Below are 19691 nucleotides of genomic sequence, written 5' to 3'. Positions count from 1 at the left end.
CGCGTCGCGGGGAGATGCTGACCGAGTTACCTCGGTGAACGGTCACTGCCTTCGGGGAACTCCGCGAAGGCAGTGCGACTCGACCGAGGTAACTCGGTCAGCATCGGACGACCGAGCCGTCGAGAGCGGTGCTGCGGGCTGGCACACCCCTGGCCGAGGCGTCAGGTAGGTTGGCCGAGATGGTACGTACGCGCCAACTCGCCCGACGGGGGTGACTCCTCGCCCGACGGGGGCGACGCCTCGCTCAGGCGTCGAGATCCTGCGCGACGAGGGCGGCGATGGTCTCGACCGCAGCCTGGTCGGGGCCGGTGACCTCGACCTTGTCGCCGTTGGCGGCGCCGAGGGTCATGATCAGCAGGGACGAGGCCGCGTCGACCGGCTCGCCGCCCGGGACGGCGAGCGTGATCTCGGCGCCGAGCTCGTCGACCTTCTCGGAGATGATCGCGGCGGGACGGGCGTGCAGGCCGACGGCGGAGCCGACGGTGACGGTCTGGGTGGGCATGATGCTCCTTCGGTGGGTTGCGGGATGTGTTGGCGGGTCAGCCGGCCGCGGCGGCCGGGACCGGAGCGCGGCCGAGGGACTTGAGCGCGATCACCATGCCGGCGCCGACGATCACGCCGGCGGCCAGCGCGATCAGGTAGCCGAGCACGTTGGTGACTGCGAAGAGGACGAAGATGCCGCCGTGCGGTGCGCGGACGCCGACGTCGAAGAGCTGGGAGAGTCCACCGGTCACGGCACTGCCGACCATGATCGCCGGGATGACGCGCATCGGGTCGCCGGCGGCGAAGGGGATGGCTCCCTCGGTGATGAACGACGCGCCGAGCAGCCACCCAGCCTTGCCGTTCTCGTGTTCTGCGGGGGTGAAGAGCTGGGGACGTACGACGGTGGCCAGCGCCAGCGCGATCGGCGGGACCATGCCGGCGAGCATGACAGCGGCCATGATCCGCAGCTCGGGGGAGTCGGCGGCGAGCGAGGCGGCACCGACGCCGGTGGCGGCGAAGCTGTAGGCGACCTTGTTGAGCGGGCCCCCCATGTCGAAGGCCATCATCAGGCCGAGCACGGCGCCGAGCGCGACGGCACTGGTGCCGTCCAGGGCGGCGAGCCCGTCGGTGAGCCGCTCCATCAGCCAGTTGATCGGCTTGCCGAGCACGATGATCATCACCAGGCCGGCCAGGATCGAGGTCACCAGCGGGATGACCAGCACGGGCATCAGGCCCCGCGCCCAGCTCGGGACGCGCCACCCGCTGACCCAGTGGGCGATCACGCCGGCGAGGACCCCGCCTGCGATCGCGCCGAGGAAGCCGGTCGCGGGTGCCGCGACGCCGTCGGCGTTGAGCACACCGAACAGGTTGGCGGCCAGCGCCCCCATGATGAAGCCCGGGGCGATGCCGGGGCGGTCGGCGATGGCGTACGCGATGTAGCCGGCCAACGCCGGGATGAACAGCATGAACGCGGTCTTGCCGATGACGAAGAACAGCGCGCCCAGATAGACGGCGAGGCCGCTGTCGAAGAGGGCGTGCTCGAGACCGAGAGCCTGGACGTCGGGCAGGTTGGTCAGCGTGTTGTCGACCATGACCGCGCCGTAGACGTCGGTGATGTCGTAGCCGCCGAGCAGGAAGCTCAGCGCGATCAGCAGGCCGCCGGCGGCGACGAACGGGATCATGTAGGAGACGCCGGTCATCAGGACCCGACGGGTCCGTCCGCCCCAGCTCTCCGAGGCGGTCTCGGCGGAGTGCGACGAGTCGCCCCTGTCGGACGCCACGCGGGCGGCGTTCGGGTCCTCGGCGGCGGCGAGCGCCTCGGCGATCATCGCGTCGGCGTCGTCGATCGGACGCTTCACGCCGGAGGAGACCAGCGGCTTGTCGGCGAAGCGGCTCCGGTCGCGGACACCGACGTCGACGGCGAAGATGGCGGCGTCGGCCTTCGCGATGGTCTCGGCGGGCAACGGTGTCGCCCCGGCCGAGCCCTGGGTCTCGACCGCGATCTCCACGCCGGCCCGTGCGGCTGCGGCCTGGAGCGCCTCGGCGGCCATGTAGGTGTGGGCGATGCCGGTCGGGCAGGCGGTCACCGCGACCAGGGAGCGCTTCTCCGCCGCAGCCGGGGCAGGCTCCGGTGCCGCGCTCCGGGCCGGGGCGGGTACGTCGCCGACCGCGTCGAGAACGGTCCGGGCAGCCTCCTCGGCCGAGTCGGTCTCGCGCAGGGTCTGGCCGAACTCGGGACGGGCCAGGGCACGGGCCAGCTTGGTCAGGATGGTCAGATGGGTGGCGTCGCCGCCCGCGGGCGCCCCGATCAGGAAGGCGAGGTCGGCCGGGCCGTCCTTGGCGCCGAAGTCGACCGGAGGTGAGAGCCGGGCGAAGGCGACCACGGGCTCGTCGACCCCGGACGTACGGCAGTGGGGGATCGCCAGGCCGCCGGGGAGGCCGGTCGCGGAGACCTCCTCGCGGGCGAACGCATCGGCGACGAGTGCGTCGAGGTCGGTGGCTCGGCCGGAGTCGGCCGCGCGCTGGGCCAGGGCACGGATGACGTCGTGCTTGTCGGGTCCGAGATCGGCGTCGAGGGCCACGAGCTCGGGGGCGGTGAGTGCGGACATCAGAGTCCTCCGGTGATGGGATCGAGGTCGCGAACCGTGACGAGGTCGGCGCGGACCTGGGGTGGGGTGGGGAGGGTGGTGCCGGGGAGGCCGGCGGCTGCACTGCCGTACGCGACGGCGAGCGCGAGACGTTCAGTGGCGGAGAGTCCGCGCAGGTCGGCGAGGAGGTAGCCGAACAGCGAGCTGTCCCCGGCGCCGACCGTGCTGACGACCTCGGTGGGCGGTGGGGTGGCGTGCCAGGAACCTTCCTCGGAGACTAGGACGGCGCCGCTCTCACCGAGGGTCGCGAGCACGGCGGTGACGCCGCGGTCGACCAGGGTCCGGGCCGCCGCCGCTGCGGCGGCCGGGTCCTCGAGGGAGTCGGAACCGGTGATGGAGGCCAGCTCCTCGGCGTTGGGCTTGAGCAGGTCGGGTGCGCCGGACGGGAGCCCCGCGGCGAGCGCCTCGAGAGGTGCCTCGCTGGTGTCGACGGCGATGTGGACGCCGGTGGAGCGGAGCGCGCTCACGACCTCGGCGTACCAGCCGGACGGGGCTCCGGGCGGCAGTGATCCGGCGAGGACGACCCAGCTGGCCCGCTCGGCCTCCTTGACGAGCCGGGCGGCGAGGGCGTCGAGCAGTGCCGGGGTGGCGGTGGCGCCCGGGCCGTTGAGCTTGGTCGTTGTGCCGTCGGGCTCGGTGACGGTGGTGTTGATCCGCGGCCGGCCGGCGGGCCCGACGGTGACCACGTCGAGCCCCGAGGCGCGCAGCTCGGCGACCATCGGGTCGAGGTCGGGGCAGGGGAGCACGGCACGGGTGGGAACGCCCGCTGCGTACGCCGCTCCGGAGATGTTCACGCCCTTGCCGCCGGGCTGCGAGCTGGTGCCCCGGGCGCGCAGCACCTCGCCGCGGCGCAGCGGGCTGGCGAGCATCACGGTGTGGTCGATGCTCGGGTTGGCGGTCAGGGTGACGATCATGCGATCAACACCTCGAGGCCGCTCTCGCGGAGCTCGTCGGCGACGTCGTCGTCGATGTCGCTGTCGGTGACGAGCACGTCGACGTTGCCCAGCGCGGCGAAGCGCAGCGTGGTCTCGACGCCGATCTTGCTGGAGTCGGTCAGGCACACGACCCGGCGGGCGGCGTTGACCAGCGCTCGTTTCGTCGCTGCCTCCTCGTGGTCGGGGGTGGACAGGCCGTGGGCCAGCGTCAGCCCGTTGGTGGCCACGAAGGTGACGTCGACCCGCAGCCGGCTCAGCGCGTCCACGGTCTCCGCGCCGACCGCGGCCTGGGTGGCCGGCCGGACGCGACCGGGCAGCAGGTGGAGCTCGATCTGAGCGCTGCCGGCCAGCTGTGCTGCCACCGGGACCGCGTGGGTCACGACCGTGAGCTGGTGGTCGCGGGGGAGCGCGTGGGCGAACCTGCTGGTCGTCGTGCCGGCGTCGATGGCGATGGTGCCGCCGGCGGCAGGGAGAAGCGCGAGAGCGGCCTGGGCGATGCGGTCCTTCTGGGCCGTGTAGGTCTGCTCCCGCTCGCCGAGCGCTGACTCGAGCACGGCCATGGTCTCCACCGGCACCGCGCCGCCGTGGACCCGGCGGACCAGGCCCCGTCGCTCCAGCGTCGAGAGGTCTCGCCGCACGGTCTCGGTGGTGACCTCGAACCGCTCAGCGATGTCGGCCACGGATATCCGCCCGCGCTCGGCGACGAGACGGGCCGTCGCGATCTGTCGCTCTTCGGCGTACATCCGGGCCTCCTTCAAAGATCAGTGTGGTTTCGGGTGGGTTTCGGCGTTGTGAATGCCCACATATGTTGTTTTATGCCCGAATGTGTTGACTAGTCAAGGGTTCAGGGCAGATATTTGTGGCCATGGTCACGTCTCACTCATCTGTCCTCTCCGGCACTCCGGTGGTCCCGGGGATCGTGCTGGCGCCCGTGCACGTGGTGCGGACCGAGGTCGATCCCGCCGCGCTGGAGGCCCTCGAACGACGCGGTTTCGACCGGCCCGGGGACGCCCTCGTGGCCTTCGAAGCCGCCGCGACCGATGTCGCCGACGGGTACGCCCGCCGGGCCGAGACCGCCTCCGGAGCGGCCGCGTCCGTGCTGAGCGCGAGCGCCGGCCTGGCCCGGGACAAGGGTTTGCGCGTCGCCGTGGAGAAGCATCTGCGTGCGGGGGAGGGACTGGTCGGCTCCGTCGAGGCGGCGGTGGAGCAGTTCGCCACGCTGTTCAGCGGCATGGGTGGCCTGATGGCCGAGCGGGTCACCGACCTGCGCGACATCGAACGGCGGGTCCTCGCCCATCTCGCCGGCGAGCCCGAGCCCGGTGTCGATGTTCCCGAGCGGCCGTGCGTGCTGGTGGCCGCCGACCTGGCGCCCTCCGACACCGCCGCCCTCGACCCCGCCCGTGTCGTGGCGCTGGTCACCGAGCGAGGTGGCCCCACCAGCCATACCGCGATCATCGCCCGCCAGCTCGGCATCCCCTGCCTGGTCGGCGTGGCCGGCGCGACCGGGATCGCCGCCGGGACCCCTGTCCTGGTCGACGGGCAGGCCGGGATCGTCGACCTCGAGCCCGGCCCGGACGCCGCCGCCCGCGCCGAGGCCGATCTGGCTCGGCGTCAGTCGGTCGCCTCCTGGGCCGGCCCCGGGCGCACCGCCGACGGCCACCCCGTGGCGCTCCTCGCCAACGTCGCCGACGGCTCCTCGGCGCGCGACGCGGCCGCCGGCCAGGTCGAGGGCGTCGGCCTCTTCCGCACCGAGCTCTGCTTCCTCGACCGCCGCGAGGAGCCGACCGTGGCCGAGCAGGCCGACGTCTACGCCGAGGTGCTCGCCCCCTTCGCCGGCCGCGGCCACGTCGTCGTACGCACCCTGGACGCGGGCTCGGACAAGCCGATCGCCTTCGCGACCCATGAGGGCGAGGAGAACCCGGCGCTGGGCGTCCGCGGCCTGCGGCTGGCCGCCGACAACCCCGGCCTGCTGGAGCGTCAGCTCGACGCCGTCGCGATCGCCGCCGAGCGCACCGGGGCCGACACCTGGGTGATGGCGCCGATGGTCGCCACGGTCCAGGAGGCCGCTGACTTCGCCGCCCTGGTCCGTGCCCGCGGCCTCAAGCCGGGCGTCATGGTCGAGGTGCCCGCGGCGGCGTTGCTGGCCCACCGGATGCTGGAGGTGGTCGACTTCCTCTCCATCGGCACCAACGACCTGACCCAGTACGCCATGGCCGCGGACCGGCTGGCCACCGACCTCGCCCACCTCACCGATCCCTGGCAGCCAGCGGTGCTGCAGCTCATCGCGATCACCGCCGAGGCAGGGCGTACGGCCGGCAAGCCCGTCGGGATCTGCGGCGAGGCCGCCGCCGACCCACTGCTCGCCCCCGTGCTCGTCGGGTTGGGCATCACCTCGCTGTCGATGGCCCCCGCCGCCGTCCCCGCCGTCGGCGCCCGCCTCGGATCCGTCGCCGCCGCGCTGTGCGACGAAGCCGCCGAGGCCGCGCTCGGCGCGCTGTCGCCCGCCGAGGGTCGCGAGGCGGTCGCGACGCTCCTGGGGTGATGCACACTGGGCTCATGCCCGCCCGCTACGCGTTCGCCGAGACCTGGGAGCTGCCGATGTCGACCGCGGCGGTGCGCGACGTCCTGGTCGACCTGGAGCGCTATCCCGAGTGGTGGCCGCAGGTGCGGGCGGTGGTGAAGCTCGGGGAGGACGACGCGCTCCTGGTGTGCCGCTCGGCGCTGCCCTACGACCTGGAGATCGTGCTGCACGCGATCAACCGGGACCTGCCGACGCTGGAGGTCGGCCTCGACGGCGACCTGGACGGCTTCGCCCGGTGGACCCTGACCCCCGCTCCGCGCGGGAGCCGGATGGTGTTCGAGCAGGAGGTCGTCGTACGCGGCCTGCTCGGGTTGGCCTCGGTCGCCCTACGGCCGATGCTGACCTGGAACCACCGGCAGATGATGCTCGGCTGTCGTCAGGGCTTGGTTGTGCGTGGGGAAGCGGGTTAGGCACTCAGCGGCGTGCCCATGTCAGACTGAGCCGATGCCCCCGACCGTTCTTGAGGACGCTCGCGTCCTGTGGGATTTCCACCAGATCCACGACGATCCTCGTACGACTGACGTGGCTATCGCCCTGGGGAGCCACGATATCGGCGTGGCTGATCACGCCGCTGAGCTCTTTCACGCTGGTCGCTTCCCGCTGATCGTCTTCACGGGGGCGAACGCGCCGACGACGATGAAGGACTTTCCTCGGGGTGAGGCGGTCCAGTTCGCTGAGCGCGCTGAGGAGCTCGGAGTCCCGCGCAGCGCGATTCTTGTTGAGCCTCGGGCGAGGAACACCGGCCAGAACATCACGTACAGCCGTCAGCTGCTTGCCGATCAGAAGATCAGCGTGGTCAGCGGGACGCTGATCTGTCGTCCGTACCAACAGCGTCGTGCATACGCGACGGCCCAGAAGGAATGGCCCGACCTGGACATCGTGTGTTCAGCGCGCACCCAGGAGTTGGAGCCGTACATCGCATCGATTGGTAGTGAGAAGCGCGTGCTCGACATGCTGGTTGGAGACACCCAGCGTCTGTGGGTGTACGCGGAGAAGGGCTTCGCCGCGCCGCAGGACGTTGATGAAAGGACAAGGGCCGCATACGCGCGCCTAGTGGCCGCGGGTTACACGAGCCGCCTGGTGGCAGGGCCGGTCTGACGGCCTCTGCTGTTCAAGCCACGCCGAGGCGCTGAGCGAATCCGACGAGTTCATGGGACGGCTTTCCTCGTTGCGTTCGGATCCAGGTCTGCGCGAGATGTCGGCTGAGGAAGTGATAGCGGACCTGCTCGGGCGCGACCTGCTCGGCGTCGAGGATGGTCGCGAGGGCTTGGTCGCGCTGATTGGCGCTGCTGAAGGCCCGGGAGACCTCTAGCGCGTGTCGAACGCGGCGCTCGGTGGGGACCGCGCTCGTGTCGAGCGTCGGGCCGAGAGAGAGCGCCACCTGAAGATCACCGAGCTCCATGGACGTGGAGACGCGGTGGATGGCAACGTTGGTCGGGCCGAAGGCCGTCCACATCAGATTGTGGTCGCTACCCAGCCGAGACGCTGCTCGCGATGCCCCGTCGAGAAAGTCACGGACGGTCGGCCGATCATCGGCGCGAGCCGCTGCCATCGAACCGGCGAGGAGCGCCACGCCGTAGATAGATGTGAGCGTACGCCCCGCTTTGGCCATGTAAGGGGCCAAGAACTCGATCGCATCGTGGGTGAGTCGGACGGCCTCCGCATACTCGCCAGCTGATTGGAGAGAGTGAGAGAGCGAGCGCAGGAGCGATCCGATCACGACGGGGTTCTCGCTCAGCCGTGCCGCCTCCATGCCGCGGATGGAGGCAGTCCATGCAAGATCCGTCTCGCCAAGCTTGGTGAGCACCGTCGCGGCGAGGTGATAGGCGAGTGCGAGCCTGCCGGAAGCGACTCGGCTGTCGTCTCCTTCGTAGGCGGCGACGGCGTTCTTGGCGTCAGGGATGAGCGTGGCGAGTTGAACCGTGGTGTAGCCGAAGCGAGCCGCCTGGTAGGCGGTCCAGGCGTCGTCCAGCCGAGTCACGATCTCGTCGAGGGTGACCGGCTCAGTTGCCGGCCCGCTGAGGAACTTGGTGCCGGGGCGGTAGTCCATCAGGACGGACCTGAGTGCCGCGACGGTGTGCTGTCCGCTGTCCTCGGTCCACTTCAATAGCGAGGGCTCAGCGATCAGATCGGCGAGAGTGGTGTCCAAGGCATCTGCGAGCACGCGGAGAACCGAAAGCCTGTCCAGTTCGATCCGGCCGTTCTCGATCTTGCTCAGCCAGTCGGAGGTGCGGCCGACTCGTCCGGCGAGCACCTCTTGGGACAGTCCGCGGCGGCGTCGGTACCAGGCGATGCGCTCGCCGACCGTGAACTGAGTCGTCACTCCTCGCATAAGACGAGCCTGACACGCAGAGCCGCTGCTCGTCCGCACCTGAGGTCCGCAGGGGGCGCAGACCCCGGAAACTTCTTCCGGGTCGTTCGGCTGTCGTGCTCCTAACGTCGATATCGGGCCGGTTGACGGTCCGCAACCCACCGGAACAGACGCCAAGGAGATGCGATGACCCAGTCCAAGCGCGCAGCGGGCCAGCCTTTCTATCCCGCCAGCAGCCTGCCGGTGGGCTCGCTGAACGACCCTGCGCCCTTGCAAGCCGTGCCAGACGGACTCCGTCGCTTGAACTCGAAGAGCATGGCACGATGACCGGCCCGGACGACTCGCGGTCCCGGCGCCATGTTGGCCGTCCGCGGCTGGTGTCTCCGGTTGCGGGCGGGCGACGGTCGTGGATGGAGCCACGTGAGGAGATCCTTGACGTGGTCGCGGGTCTGTTCGTGGACCGGGGCTTCTCAGCGACCTCGACACGGGACATCGCCGAGGCGGTCGGGGTCAGGCAATCGAGCCTCTACTATCACTTCCCTTCCGGCAAGGAAGAGATCCTCGGCGAGCTGCTCCAGCGCTCGATCCGGCCCACGCTGGACAGGATCGAGAAGATCGAGATCCTCGGAGCCGAGACCGATGCCCCACCCGAGGTGCTGTTGTATCTGCTGGTCGTGCTCGACGTACGTACGCTTGCTCAAGCTCCATGCAACGCCGGCGTGCTCACCCGGCTGCCCGAGGTGCAACGCAGGGATGTCTTTGAGCCGTTCGGATCCGCGCGCGAGGAGCTAAGGGCTGCGTACGCACGACTGGGCACACAGGTCGCCGCCTTCGGCTCCGGGGTCGCGATGACCCCGGACAGCGACCTCCTCGGAACGTTGCTGCTCCATCTGGTGGAGGTCGTCATCGGGATGCGCTCCGACGGGCACTCGATCACCCCAACCATCGAAGCCATCGTGGCCGCATTGTGTCTGCGGATCTGTTTTGCCGATCAGGCAAGCATCGACGCAGCGGCCGCACGAGTGGCTGAGCTGGTCGGAGCTCTCGAATAGGCCCGACCCATGAACTGGTCGCTGCAAGTTGCCGAGTCGGCCCGTCATGACGAGCCGACTCGGCCGTGAGGGGCGTCCGAGGCTAGAGCGCGGAGCCCTTCTGGTACTCGGCCCAGGACAGGTTCCAGTCGCCGAAGCCGTTGTCCCACTCCATCTTCCGGTCGGTGCCGGTGGTCTCGACGATGTCGCCGATGCGGGCCAGGCCGTAGAGCCAGGCGGCGTTGTCGGTGGAGATGCCGGTGCAGCCGTGGGAGACGTTGGCGTAGCCCTGGGAGCCGGTCGACCACGGCGCGGCGTGGATGAACTCGCCCGAGTTGGTCAGGCGCATGGCGTACTCGACGTCGTCGAGGGAGTAGTAGTCGCTCGAGCCCTGGTCGGAGATGCCGATCGTCTCCGAGCGCATCTCCTTGACCCGGTGCTTCTCGGAGATGACCTTGATCCCCGAGCGGGTGGTGAAGCCGGGCTTGCCGGTGGTCGCCGGGATGATACGCAGCACCTTGCCGTTGCTGATGACCTTCATCCGGTGGGTGCGGGCGTTGACTCTGAAGACGTGCGCGTCGCCGACCTTGTAGGTGGCGCTGCGGCTGTGCTGGCCGTAGACGTCCCCGCCGGCGGAGGCGCCGTTGATGTCGAGGTCGACCTTGATGGTGGTGCCGGGCTTCCAGTAGTGCTGCGGGCGGTAGCGCGCCTCGGTGTCGGAGACCCAGTACCAGGAGCCGGTCTGGGCCGGGGTGGAGGTGACGTGCATCCGCTTCTCGAAGGAGGCGTGGTCCTTGACCGGGATGTCGAAGTAGACCGCGACCGGCATCCCGACGCCGACCTCGGACTTGTCGACGGGGACGATCGTGGCGAAGGTCTGCTGGGCCAGGGAGAGCGAGCGGGTGGTGAAGCTGCTGGTGACCGTGCCGGTCTCACCTGCGGCGGTGACCGTGTAGCGCAGCGCCGGGTCGAGCAGGTCGTTGGCGGTCCACGTCGTCTTGTCCTCCGACAGCGAGCCGGGGACGGTGCGCCCGTCGGGCTTGGCGACCTTCACGCTCGTGAACTCGCCCTCGGTCGCGGTCACGGTGACCTGCTTGTCGACCGGGACGTCCTTGGCGCCGTCGGCGGGGGAGATCTCGGCGGCGAGGGGCTTCGCCGACGGCGAGGCGCTGGCCGACTCGCCCTTCCCCGCGGACCCCGGGCTCTCGGAATTGCCGGCGCAGCCGGAGAGAGCGACCAGGGCCATCGCGGCCACAACGACAGGAAGAGGACGAACCCGCATGGGATAACTATGCGGTAGGCGGCAACCGAATTCTCGGTACGTCCGCGCGTGTGCTGGAGGTTGTGGTGTTGTCGGTGCTGCCACGTACGGTATCTGCCGATGAGTGACACTCGCGTCGAGGCGGCGTACGCCGGGGCTCTGGCCGCCTTCAAGAACCCGATGCTCGACCTCCTGCACGGGCGGTTCGCGCCGTTCGTGGTGGCGGTGCTCTCGGTGACCTTCACCTCCGAGCGTTCCTCGGTGCCCGTGACCGACGCGCACGCCGAGATCGGCGACATGCTCGAGCGGCTGCGGGCCACCGGCCATGGCGAGGGCGAGGGCGGTGAGGCGATGCTCCCGGTCGGCACCGCGCGCGAGCTGTGCCGTCAGTGGGTGCGCGCCGGGTGGCTGCTGCGCCAGATCGAGGGCGAGGACGAGGTCTACCGGCTCTCCGCGCACGCGGTGGGTGCCCTGGAGATCGCCGGACGGGCGAGCGGGTCGCGGGCGCGGGTCTCGGAGTCGCGGGTCAGGACGCTGCTGGAGGCGGTCGAGCGGCTCGCCCTGGACGCCGACCCCGACGTGCTGACCCGGGTGGCGCGGCTGACCGAGGAGATCTCCGAGCGCCGCGCCGAGATCGCGCGCCTGGACCGCACCGGCGTGGTCGACGCCGTCGACGACGACACCCTGCTGGAGCAGGCCGAGAACATCCTCCATCTGACCCGTGAGCTTCCGGCCGACTTCGCGCGGGTGGTCGAGTCGATCCGGGCGATGCAGCGTGACGTGGTGACCGACCTGCGCCAGGACGTACGTCCGGCAGGCGAGGTCCTGCGCGAGTACCTGCAGCGCGGCAAGGACGTGATGGCCTCCACCCCGGAGGGCAAGGCGTTCGCCGGTGCGCTGCGGATGGTCGGTGACCCACGGCGTCTCGACGAGCTGGCGACCAACCTGCACACCGTGCTGCGACACCGGTTCACGCAGGCGATGGGTCCACCCGAGCGGGCCGAGCTGGCCGCGGTCGGACGCCGGATCGAGACGGGCGTCGCCGAGGTGCTGGCCGCCCAGCAGACCGCATCCCACGTGATCACCACCCAGGTGCGTACGCATGACCCGGCCCGCGACCGGCAGGTCGACGACCTGCTGCGCGATGTGATGGTCGGCTTCCAGGCATGGATGCCGTCCTCGCGGCCGGCCGAGTCCGTCGAGCCGCTGCGCCGGCTGCCCGTCGCCGACCTCGCTCACCTGCGTCAGTCGGTCGGCGAGCTGCGGCCACCGGAGCCGCCGGCACCGCTGGCCGACTGGGGAGATGTGGAGAGCGCGGTCGAGGACACCAAGGCCTGGGGCGGCCCGGGCTACCGGGCGATCGAGGCCCATCTGGACGCCTACCTGGCTGCTCGTCCCGGCGGGCCGGTCGACGTGGCCGAGGTCTTCGCGGCCGCGCCGGAGGAGATCCGGCGACCGGTCGACCTGCTCGGGCTGCTCGAGATCGCCCACCGGCGCGGCATGGACGAGACGGGCGAGATCTCCACGATCGAGGCGGTCCGCGCGGACGGGGTGCGCCGGAGGTTCGCGTTCGGCGGGGTGAGGATGAGGGCAGACGGTGAGGGGACTGGCAAAGGGGATGGGCGTTGAGTGAGACCGAGACCGAGGCGGTCGCCTACGGCAGCGAGCCGGAAGGCTTCATCGAGCCCGTCTCGATGGAGGACGACCCGACCGAGCTCTTCGTCGGCGACCGCGGCGTCCTCGACGCCGAGATACGCCGGGTGCTGGTCCAGCTGCTGCGCCGCCGGTTCATCACCGCGGAGCGGAGCCCGCGGCAGTGGCGTACGCTGCTCGACCACCAGGCCGTGATCGAGTCGCGGCTCCACGACCTGTTCGTGCGGCTCGTCGTCGACCACGACCGCGGCATCGCCTACAAGCGGCAGGTGCGCTCGGAGGAGCTGGACGTGCCGGTGCTCCTCAAGGACGACGCCTACTCACGTGCCGAGACGCTCGTGCTGGTCCACCTGCGCACCGTCTTCCAGCGCGAGCGAGGCGCGGGGGAGAACTCCGCACGGGTGGACGCCGACGAGCTGGAGCAGACCGTGCTCACCTACTTCGACGTCGCCAGCGGTGACGCCGCCGCGCGCCGCGAGATCCGCCGGGCGGTCGAGCGGCTCGCCCGCGAGGGGCTGATCGAGGAGGAGTCCGAGGACCGCTTCCGGATCACGCCGCTCGTCGAGATCGTGCTGAGCGTCGAGAAGCTCGCCGAGCTCAAGGCATGGCTGAAGGAGCAGGAGAACCAGCAGTGAACATGATCGACAGCCTCTTCGGCCTCATCCCCGCCCGCTCGACCGGCCGGCAGTGGGTCGCGAGCGAGCTGCAGCTGGTCAACTGGGGCGGCTACGACGGTGCCCACCGGGTGCGCTTCTCGCCGACCGCGACGCTGCTCACCGGAGGGTCCGGGTCGGGCAAGTCGACCCTGATGGACGCCTACATCGCGTTGATCATGCCGCACACGACGCCCTTCAACGGTGCCTCCAACGGTGGGGTCGTGGGCCGTCCGCGCGGCCAGGACCAGCGCAACATCCTCTCCTACGCGCGCGGCAAGATCGACGAGGCGAAGACCGCCGACGGCACCAAGATCCGGGTGCTGCGCGGCGACGGTCGCGACACCTGGTCGGCGATCGCGATGACCTGGGAGGACCAGACCGGCGCTCGCTTCACCGCGGTCCGTGCCTGGTACGTTCCCGCGTCCGCCAAGACCCTCGACGACGTGACCAAGCTCCGTGCCGTGGCCGAGGCGAGTTTCGACGTACGTTCTCTGGAGCCGGCGGCCGCTCACCGGTTCACGCGCACCTCGGTCTCCGAGGTCGGCCTGACCCCGATCGACACCGACCGCGACTTCACCGCGCGGATCCACTCCGCGCTCGGGATCGGTGCCGCGGGAGACGGGGAGAAGGCTGTCAACCTGCTGGGCAGGATCCAGGCGGGGCAGCAGATCACCACGGTCGACGACCTCTACAAGAAGATGGTGCTCGAGGAGCCCGAGACCCTGGCGACCGCCGACGGCGTCGTCGCCCACTTCGACGAGCTCTCCGCGACCCGCGACCGGATGGTCACCGCCCAGCAGCAGGTGCGTGCGCTGACCCCGATCCGCGAGCACCGGGCAGCGATCGAGGACGCCGCCGCCAGGCTCGAGGTGATCGACGGGATCGGTGTCTTCGGCGACGAAGCCACCCCCGCCGGGCTCTGGCGTGCCGGCAAGCGGGTCGACCTGCTCAGCGAGCTGGAGGCGGACCTCAGCGCCCGCAAGAGCGCCGCGGAGAAGGCGGTGGCCGAGAAGCAGGCGCTCATCGACGCCGCCGAGTCCGAGCGCGACGGGCTCGCGGTCACGGTCGCCGCCTCCGGTGGCCGGCGCCTCGAGGAGGCCACCCGCGAGATCAGGTCCGCCGAGACCCGGGTGGACAACGTACGCCGCGCCCGCGAGACGCTCGACAAGGAGCTGGCGGTCCTCGAGGCGGTGGCCACGACCCCTGGCGAGTTCGAGGGCCTCCGGGCGAGCGCGCAAGAGGCCCTGGTCGATGACGATGCCCGCACGACCGCCCTCAACGCCTACGCAGCGGCTCGCTCGGCCGAGACCGATGCAATCGGCCAGGTGGGCCGGCTCGAGGGCGATCTCGCCGATGCCGAGAAGACGAAGAACAACATCCCCGAGCCGCTGCGTGCGGCGCGTGCGGTGCTGGCCGAGGCGGCCGGGCTCAGCCCGGCGGAGATGCCGTTCGTCGGCGAGCTGGTCGAGGTACGCACCGAGCATGAGGCCTGGCGCGAGGCGTTCAACCTGGCGCTGGGCGGCTTCGCGACCACGATGCTGGTCGACGCCGCTCACGTCGGCGCCTTCCGGGCGGCGATCGAGTCGGTGCGGCAGCGCACGCGGATCCGCTACGAGGCAGTCCCGACCGGCCTGAAGGACGGTGGGCACCGTCTCGACGAGGGCACCCTGCCGGGACGCCTGGACTACCGCCGGGGCGTGTTCACCGGCTGGCTCAAGAAGCGGCTGACGGAGCGGCACGGCTATGTCTGCGTCCAGACGCCCGCGCTGCTCGGCCAGCACCGGATGGCCCTGACCGTCACCGGCCAGGTCTCCCAGGGGACCCGCGGCGCCCACGGCGGCCACGGCGGCGGCAACGTGCTCGGCTTCACCAACACCCGCCGCGTCGCCGAGCTCACCGAGCTCCTCGAGACCGCCCGCACGGACGCGGAGGCCGCGAAGGTGGCGGTCGGCGAGGCCGAGCGCGCCATCAAGGAGCTCGACCTGCGGCGTACGTCCTTCAAGGCGGTCTCCGCGCTGACGTGGGACCAGGTCGACATCGCCGGAGCCACCGCGGAGCGCGACCGGTGGGCCGCGGTGATCGAGGAGGTCACCGCCGACAACCCGGAGATCGCCACCATCCAGGAGCGGCTGAAGAGCGCTCGCGCCAAGGTCGACTCGCTGCGCGAGGGCATCGGCGCTGCCAAGAGCACCGTCAAGGACCTCGACGAGCGCTGGAGCGACGTCGTCGAGCAGGTCGACCGGGCCAAGGACGCGCTGGAGGACGCGGCTGCGTCGGGCACCGAGGTCGCCTCGGCTCAAGCCGACTATCTCGAGCAGCTCTTCAAGGCGGCCGGCGGCGAGGATGCCGGCCGGCGCGAGGACGCGCTCGCCGAGCTCGATGCCGTCTTCGCCCGGGCGGGCGAGAGCCTCGACACCGACCGCGCCGCTGCCCAGGAGACGATCGGGGCAGCCCGTGCCCAGGTGCGGCAGACCTTCGAGGCGTTCCTCGAGCGCTGGCCCAACCCCAACCTCCACACCGACCCCGATGCCTCCTACGCCGACTTCGACCGTCTCCTCGACGAGCTGCAGACCAGCGGCCTGCACGAGCTGGAGGTCGAGTGGCGCGACTCCCTGCTCAAGCTGTCGGGCAACGACCTGACCAACCTCGACTCGACCCTGTCGCGGGCCGTGCGTGAGATCCGTGACCGGATCGACCCGATCAACCAGATCCTCGCCGGGCTGCCGTTCAACGACGACGGCCACCGGCTGCGGATCGACACCCAGGAGGGCCAGTCGGCGGTGCGCGGCCGCTTCCGCAAGGAGCTCCGCGCGGTGCGCGACCTGATCGAGAAGGCCTCGGCCAACGACACCCGGGAGCAGGCCTACAACCGGATGTCGCGGCTCATCGACCGCATGCGCCGCACGGCACCCGACTTCGCCGACCTGATCGACGTACGCAACCACGTTCGGGTCAGCGCCGAGAAGGTCACCGCCGACAGCGGTGAGCACGTCGCCCTCTACGACCACATCGGCGAGAAGTCCGGCGGCGAGTCGCAGGAGCTGGTCGCCTTCATCGTCGGCGCGGCGCTGCGCTACCAGCTCGGCGACGCCGGCGCCGACCGGCCGCGCTACGCACCGGTCTTCCTCGACGAGGCGCTGATCAAGGCGGATGCCCGATTCACCGGCCGCGCGATCGGTGCCTGGCGAGGCCTCGGTTTCCAGCTCGTCATCGGCGCCCCCAACGACAAGCACAGCGCCATCGAGCCCCACGTCGACGTGCAATACACGGTGCTCAAGGACGCCGAGGGCCACTCGTTCCCGAAACTCGAAGTGGGTCTCGAGGAGGTCCCGGCCTCGTGACCGGCTAGGGCTGCATCGAGAGGAACAGGAATGCCGCCAGCAGGACCAGGTGGACGAAGCCCTGCAGGGCGTAGACGCGGCCCTGGACGACGGTGAGACCGGTGACGAAGACGGTGATCACCAGCAGCACGATCTGGGTGGGCGCGAGGCCGAGCTCGAGGGGGCCGCTGAGCCAGATCATCGCGACCGCGATCGTAGGGATGGTCAGACCGATCGAGGCCATCGCCGAGCCGTAGGCGAGGTTGAGGCTGACCTGCACCCGGTCGCGGGAGGCGTTGCGTACCGCCGCGATCGACTCGGGGGCGAGGACGAGGAGGGCGATCACGACGCCCACGACGGCGTAGGGGAATCCGAGGCTCTTGACGGTGCTCTCGATCGTGGGGGAGAGGACCTTCGCGAGGCCGACCACGGAGATGAGGGAGACCAGGAGCAGGGCCAGGCTGAGGCCGGCCTCACGGGTCGACGGCGGGTCGGCGTGGCCGTCGTCGTCGAGGTCGACCAGCCCGGTCATCCGGCCGTGCTCGTCGCTGGTGACGGGGAGGAAGAAGTCGCGGTGGCGGACCGTCTGGGTGAAGAGGAAGGCGACGTAGAGCGCCAGCGAGGCGATGGCGGCGAAGGCGAGCTGAGACGGTGAGTACTGCGGGCCCTGCGCCGACGTCGTGAACGTCGGCAGCACCAGCGTGAGACCGGCCAGGGCGATGACGGTGGCGACCGCCGAGCCGGTGCCCGCGGCGTTGAAGCTGACCAGCCCGTGCTTGAGGGCACCGACCATGAGCGAGAGCCCGACGATGCCGTTGAGGGTGATCATCACCGCCGCGAAGACGGTGTCGCGGGCGTAGGTGCTGGTGTTGTCGCCCCCGCTGGTCATCAGCATCACGATCAGCCCGACCTCGATCACCGTCACGGCGACCGCGAGGATCAGCGACCCGAACGGTTCGCCGACCTTGTGGGCGACGACCTCGGCGTGATGGACCGCGCTCAGCACGGCACCGATCAGCACCGCCGCCACCACGGCCAGGATCGTCCAGTGGTCGTGGCGGAGCCACGAGAACACCAGCACCACCACGGCGAGGATCGGCACAACCACTGACCACTGCAGGCGGCCCCGTACCGCTGGTGCGCTCATGGGGCGACCCTATCCCGGCACCGGGCCGCGGACATGATGCCCGACACGCGCTCGTAACCTGAGGGTGTGCCTTCCGCCTACACCCCTCCCGCCGCGTTCAAGACCCGTCCCGATCTGCTGGGGAGGTTCGGCATGGTCGGCTCCACGCACTGGCTGGCCAGCGGTGCCGCGCAGGCGGTGCTCGAGCGCGGCGGCAACGCCTTCGACGCCGTGGTCGCGGGTGGGTTCGTGCTGCACGTGGTCGAACCCCACCTCAACGGGCCGGGCGGTGACCTGGTCGGGATCTTCGCTCCTGCCGACGGTGCGCCGACGGTGCTGATGGGCCAGGGGCCGGCGCCCGCGGCGGCATCGGTCGAGCACATGCGCGCCGAGGGGCTCGAGCTGGTCCCGGGTTCGGGCGCGCTCGCCGCCGCCGTGCCGGGCGCGGTCGAGGCCTGGCTGATGCTGCTGCGAGACCACGGCACCTGGGAGCTGGGCGAGGTGCTCGCCTACGCCATCGACTACGCCCGCAACGGCCACCCGATCCTGGGCCGGGCCGTCTCCACGATCGCCGCCGTCGCCGACCTGTTCCGCGACCACTGGCCCACCTCGGCCGCCCACTGGCTCGTCGACGGCGAGCTGCCGGAGCCGGACACGATGGTCCGCAACGAGGCCTACGCCGCCGTGCTCGATCGCCTCGTGGCCGCCGGTGATGGTGCCGCGACCCGTGAGGAGCGCATCGACGCGGCCCGGGCCGCGTGGGGGCGCGGCTTCGTCGCCGAGGCGATCGAGCAGTTCGTACGCACCCCCCACCGCCACTCCTCCGGAACCGATCATTCCGGGGTGATCACGGCGGCCGACATGGCCGGGTTCTCGGCTGCGTACGAAAAGCCGGTGACGACGGATTTCCGGGGCCACACGATCGCGAAGGCCGGGCCGTGGACGCAGGGGCCGGTGCTGCTGCAGACCCTCAACCTGCTCGAGCCGCTCGACGACGCGCTGCTCGACCCGAGCAACCCCGACGGAGCACACACGATCCTGGAGGCGACCAAGCTCGCCTTCGCCGACCGCGACGCCCACTACGGCGACGGCGCCGACCCGGCGACGATCGAGACCCTCCTCTCCCAGAAGTACGCCGCCGGCCGGCGCCCTCTGATCACCGATGTCGCCTCGGCCGAGGTCAGGCCAGGGCTGGGTGCGGCGACCTTCCCGCCGCTGCGCGAGACCTACGACCCGGCCGCAGCCGCCTCCGGTGTGGGGGAGCCGACCGTCTCGCGCGAGGGTGTGACCCGCGGCGACACCTGCCACATCGACGTCGCCGACCGCTGGGGCAACATGATCGCGGTCACCCCCTCGGGTGGCTGGCTGCAGTCGTCGCCGACGATCCCCGAGCTCGGCTTCTGCCTCGGCACCCGGCTGCAGATGACCTGGCTCGAGCCGGGGCTGCCCTCCACCCTGGTTCCTGGCCGCCGACCGCGCACGACCCTCACTCCCACACTCGTCCTGCGTGAGGGTCACGCCGTCACCGCCGTCGGTTCCCCCGGAGGCGACCAGCAGGACCAGTGGCAGCTGCTCTACCTGCTGCGAACGATCGTCGGCGGCTACTCGCCGCAGGAGGCCATCGACGCTCCCGCGCTCCACTCAACCTCCTTCCCTGGGTCCTTCTGGCCGCGGACCTGGACCCCTGGGGGTGCGGTGCTCGAAGATCGTCTCGGTGCTTCTGTCGTCGATGGGCTGCGGCGTCGGGGTCATGTTGTCGAGCTGAGTGGCGACTGGTCTCTTGGGCGGCTCTCTGCGGTCAGTCGTGATCCGGGGACCGGCACGCTTTCTGCTGCTGCGAATGCTCGGGGTGCTCAGGGTTACGCTGTCGGGCGCTGACGGTTCCTGTTGGTGTGGCCGCTGGGCTTTCCCCGCTGGTCGAGCCATCGGAGCCGCTGGGGCTTCTCCGCTGGTCGAGCCGCCGGAGCCGCTGGGGCTTCTCCGCTGGTCGAGCCGCCGGAGCCGCTAGGCGGAGGCGTGTCGAGACCAACACGGTTGCTTCTGGTTGGGGGAGGCTCGGTTGGCGACTGTGTTTCGTTTCAGGGTTCGCCGCCGACCCGTTCTTTGAGTGTTTCTCGATCACGTGCCGCGTCAAGGACGCCCTTCGGGCGCCGGCTTCGCCGGCCGCTTTCGCGGTCCTTGACTCGG

15 protein-coding genes are annotated in these 19691 nt (G+C 70.7%); 8 read left to right on the top strand and 7 right to left on the bottom strand.

Going from position 1 to position 19691, the window contains the following annotated elements; genetic code table 11:
- Positions 1-244 precede the first annotated feature (244 nt).
- Genes ACFU7D_RS19610 through ACFU7D_RS19595 form a run of 4 tightly spaced genes read right to left on the bottom strand, consistent with a single transcriptional unit; the run spans position 245 to position 4308 of the window.
- On the bottom strand, positions 245-502 hold the full coding sequence (locus ACFU7D_RS19610; RefSeq protein ID WP_378870169.1) for an HPr family phosphocarrier protein: 258 nt from the start codon (positions 500-502) through the stop codon (positions 245-247).
- Between the two features lie 37 nt (positions 503-539).
- Complete coding sequence (locus ACFU7D_RS19605; protein ID WP_378870177.1) at positions 540-2594, bottom strand: fructose-specific PTS transporter subunit EIIC; 2055 nt, start codon at positions 2592-2594, stop codon at positions 540-542.
- Complete coding sequence (locus tag ACFU7D_RS19600; RefSeq protein ID WP_378870167.1) at positions 2591-3544, bottom strand: 1-phosphofructokinase family hexose kinase; 954 nt, start codon at positions 3542-3544, stop codon at positions 2591-2593. Before ACFU7D_RS19600 ends, ACFU7D_RS19605 begins: the two co-directional genes overlap by 4 nt.
- Positions 3541-4308, bottom strand: coding sequence for a DeoR/GlpR family DNA-binding transcription regulator (locus tag ACFU7D_RS19595; RefSeq protein WP_378732428.1), 768 nt, complete (start codon positions 4306-4308; stop codon positions 3541-3543). The genes ACFU7D_RS19600 and ACFU7D_RS19595 overlap by 4 nt, the downstream gene beginning before the upstream one ends.
- A 122-nt stretch (positions 4309-4430) precedes the next feature.
- Between ACFU7D_RS19595 and ACFU7D_RS19590 the strand changes: the two genes are divergently transcribed.
- Genes ACFU7D_RS19590 through ACFU7D_RS19580 form a run of 3 tightly spaced genes read left to right on the top strand, consistent with a single transcriptional unit; the run spans position 4431 to position 7244 of the window.
- On the top strand, positions 4431-6107 hold the full coding sequence (locus ACFU7D_RS19590; protein ID WP_378870165.1) for a phosphoenolpyruvate--protein phosphotransferase: 1677 nt from the start codon (positions 4431-4433) through the stop codon (positions 6105-6107).
- 14 nt (positions 6108-6121) lie between these two features.
- Positions 6122-6556, top strand: a complete 435-nt coding sequence (locus tag ACFU7D_RS19585) for an SRPBCC family protein (protein WP_378870163.1) — start codon at positions 6122-6124, stop codon at positions 6554-6556.
- Between the two features lie 34 nt (positions 6557-6590).
- Positions 6591-7244 (top strand): YdcF family protein, encoded by a 654-nt coding sequence (locus ACFU7D_RS19580; RefSeq protein ID WP_378870161.1) that lies wholly within the window; start codon positions 6591-6593, stop codon positions 7242-7244.
- Between the two features lie 13 nt (positions 7245-7257).
- Here the strand turns inward: ACFU7D_RS19580 and ACFU7D_RS19575 are convergent, their stop codons facing one another.
- Complete coding sequence (locus tag ACFU7D_RS19575; RefSeq protein ID WP_378870158.1) at positions 7258-8469, bottom strand: helix-turn-helix domain-containing protein; 1212 nt, start codon at positions 8467-8469, stop codon at positions 7258-7260.
- A gap of 398 nt (positions 8470-8867) precedes the next feature.
- Here ACFU7D_RS19575 and ACFU7D_RS19570 point away from each other — a divergent pair, with 398 nt between their 5' ends.
- Complete coding sequence (locus tag ACFU7D_RS19570; RefSeq protein ID WP_378870155.1) at positions 8868-9509, top strand: TetR/AcrR family transcriptional regulator; 642 nt, start codon at positions 8868-8870, stop codon at positions 9507-9509.
- A gap of 82 nt (positions 9510-9591) precedes the next feature.
- Here ACFU7D_RS19570 and ACFU7D_RS19565 read toward each other — a convergent pair whose 3' ends face one another.
- Positions 9592-10770: an Ig-like domain-containing protein gene (locus ACFU7D_RS19565; protein ID WP_378870152.1), complete on the bottom strand. Its 1179-nt coding sequence runs from the start codon at positions 10768-10770 to the stop codon at positions 9592-9594.
- Positions 10771-10869: 99 nt separating this feature from the next.
- Here ACFU7D_RS19565 and ACFU7D_RS19560 point away from each other — a divergent pair, with 99 nt between their 5' ends.
- The 3 genes from ACFU7D_RS19560 to ACFU7D_RS19550 are packed head-to-tail and all read left to right on the top strand — an operon-like array spanning position 10870 to position 16399.
- On the top strand, positions 10870-12378 hold the full coding sequence (locus tag ACFU7D_RS19560; RefSeq protein ID WP_378870150.1) for a DUF3375 domain-containing protein: 1509 nt from the start codon (positions 10870-10872) through the stop codon (positions 12376-12378).
- Complete coding sequence (locus tag ACFU7D_RS19555; protein WP_378870148.1) at positions 12375-13037, top strand: DUF4194 domain-containing protein; 663 nt, start codon at positions 12375-12377, stop codon at positions 13035-13037. Before ACFU7D_RS19560 ends, ACFU7D_RS19555 begins: the two co-directional genes overlap by 4 nt.
- Before the next feature lie 2 nt (positions 13038-13039).
- Positions 13040-16399 (top strand): ATP-binding protein, encoded by a 3360-nt coding sequence (locus ACFU7D_RS19550; RefSeq protein WP_378870175.1) that lies wholly within the window; start codon positions 13040-13042, stop codon positions 16397-16399.
- 4 nt (positions 16400-16403) lie between these two features.
- On the opposite strand, the gene ACFU7D_RS19545 is transcribed toward ACFU7D_RS19550, so the two are convergent.
- Entirely contained in the window at positions 16404-17525 is a 1122-nt protein-coding gene (locus ACFU7D_RS19545) for a calcium:proton antiporter (protein ID WP_378870145.1), read from the bottom strand.
- Between the two features lie 132 nt (positions 17526-17657).
- Between ACFU7D_RS19545 and ACFU7D_RS19540 the strand changes: the two genes are divergently transcribed.
- The gene (locus ACFU7D_RS19540) at positions 17658-19382 is read left to right on the top strand and encodes a gamma-glutamyltransferase family protein (RefSeq protein ID WP_378870172.1); all 1725 of its coding nucleotides are present in this window, start codon (positions 17658-17660) and stop codon (positions 19380-19382) included.
- Positions 19383-19691 lie beyond the last annotated feature (309 nt).

Origin of the sequence: Nocardioides sp. NPDC057577 (assembly GCF_042801335.1) — a bacterium.
In the GTDB taxonomy this organism is placed as follows: Bacteria; Actinomycetota; Actinomycetes; order Propionibacteriales; family Nocardioidaceae; genus Nocardioides.
Note: the sequence above shows the minus strand (reverse complement) of the source record. Positions and strands in the feature narration are given on the sequence as shown.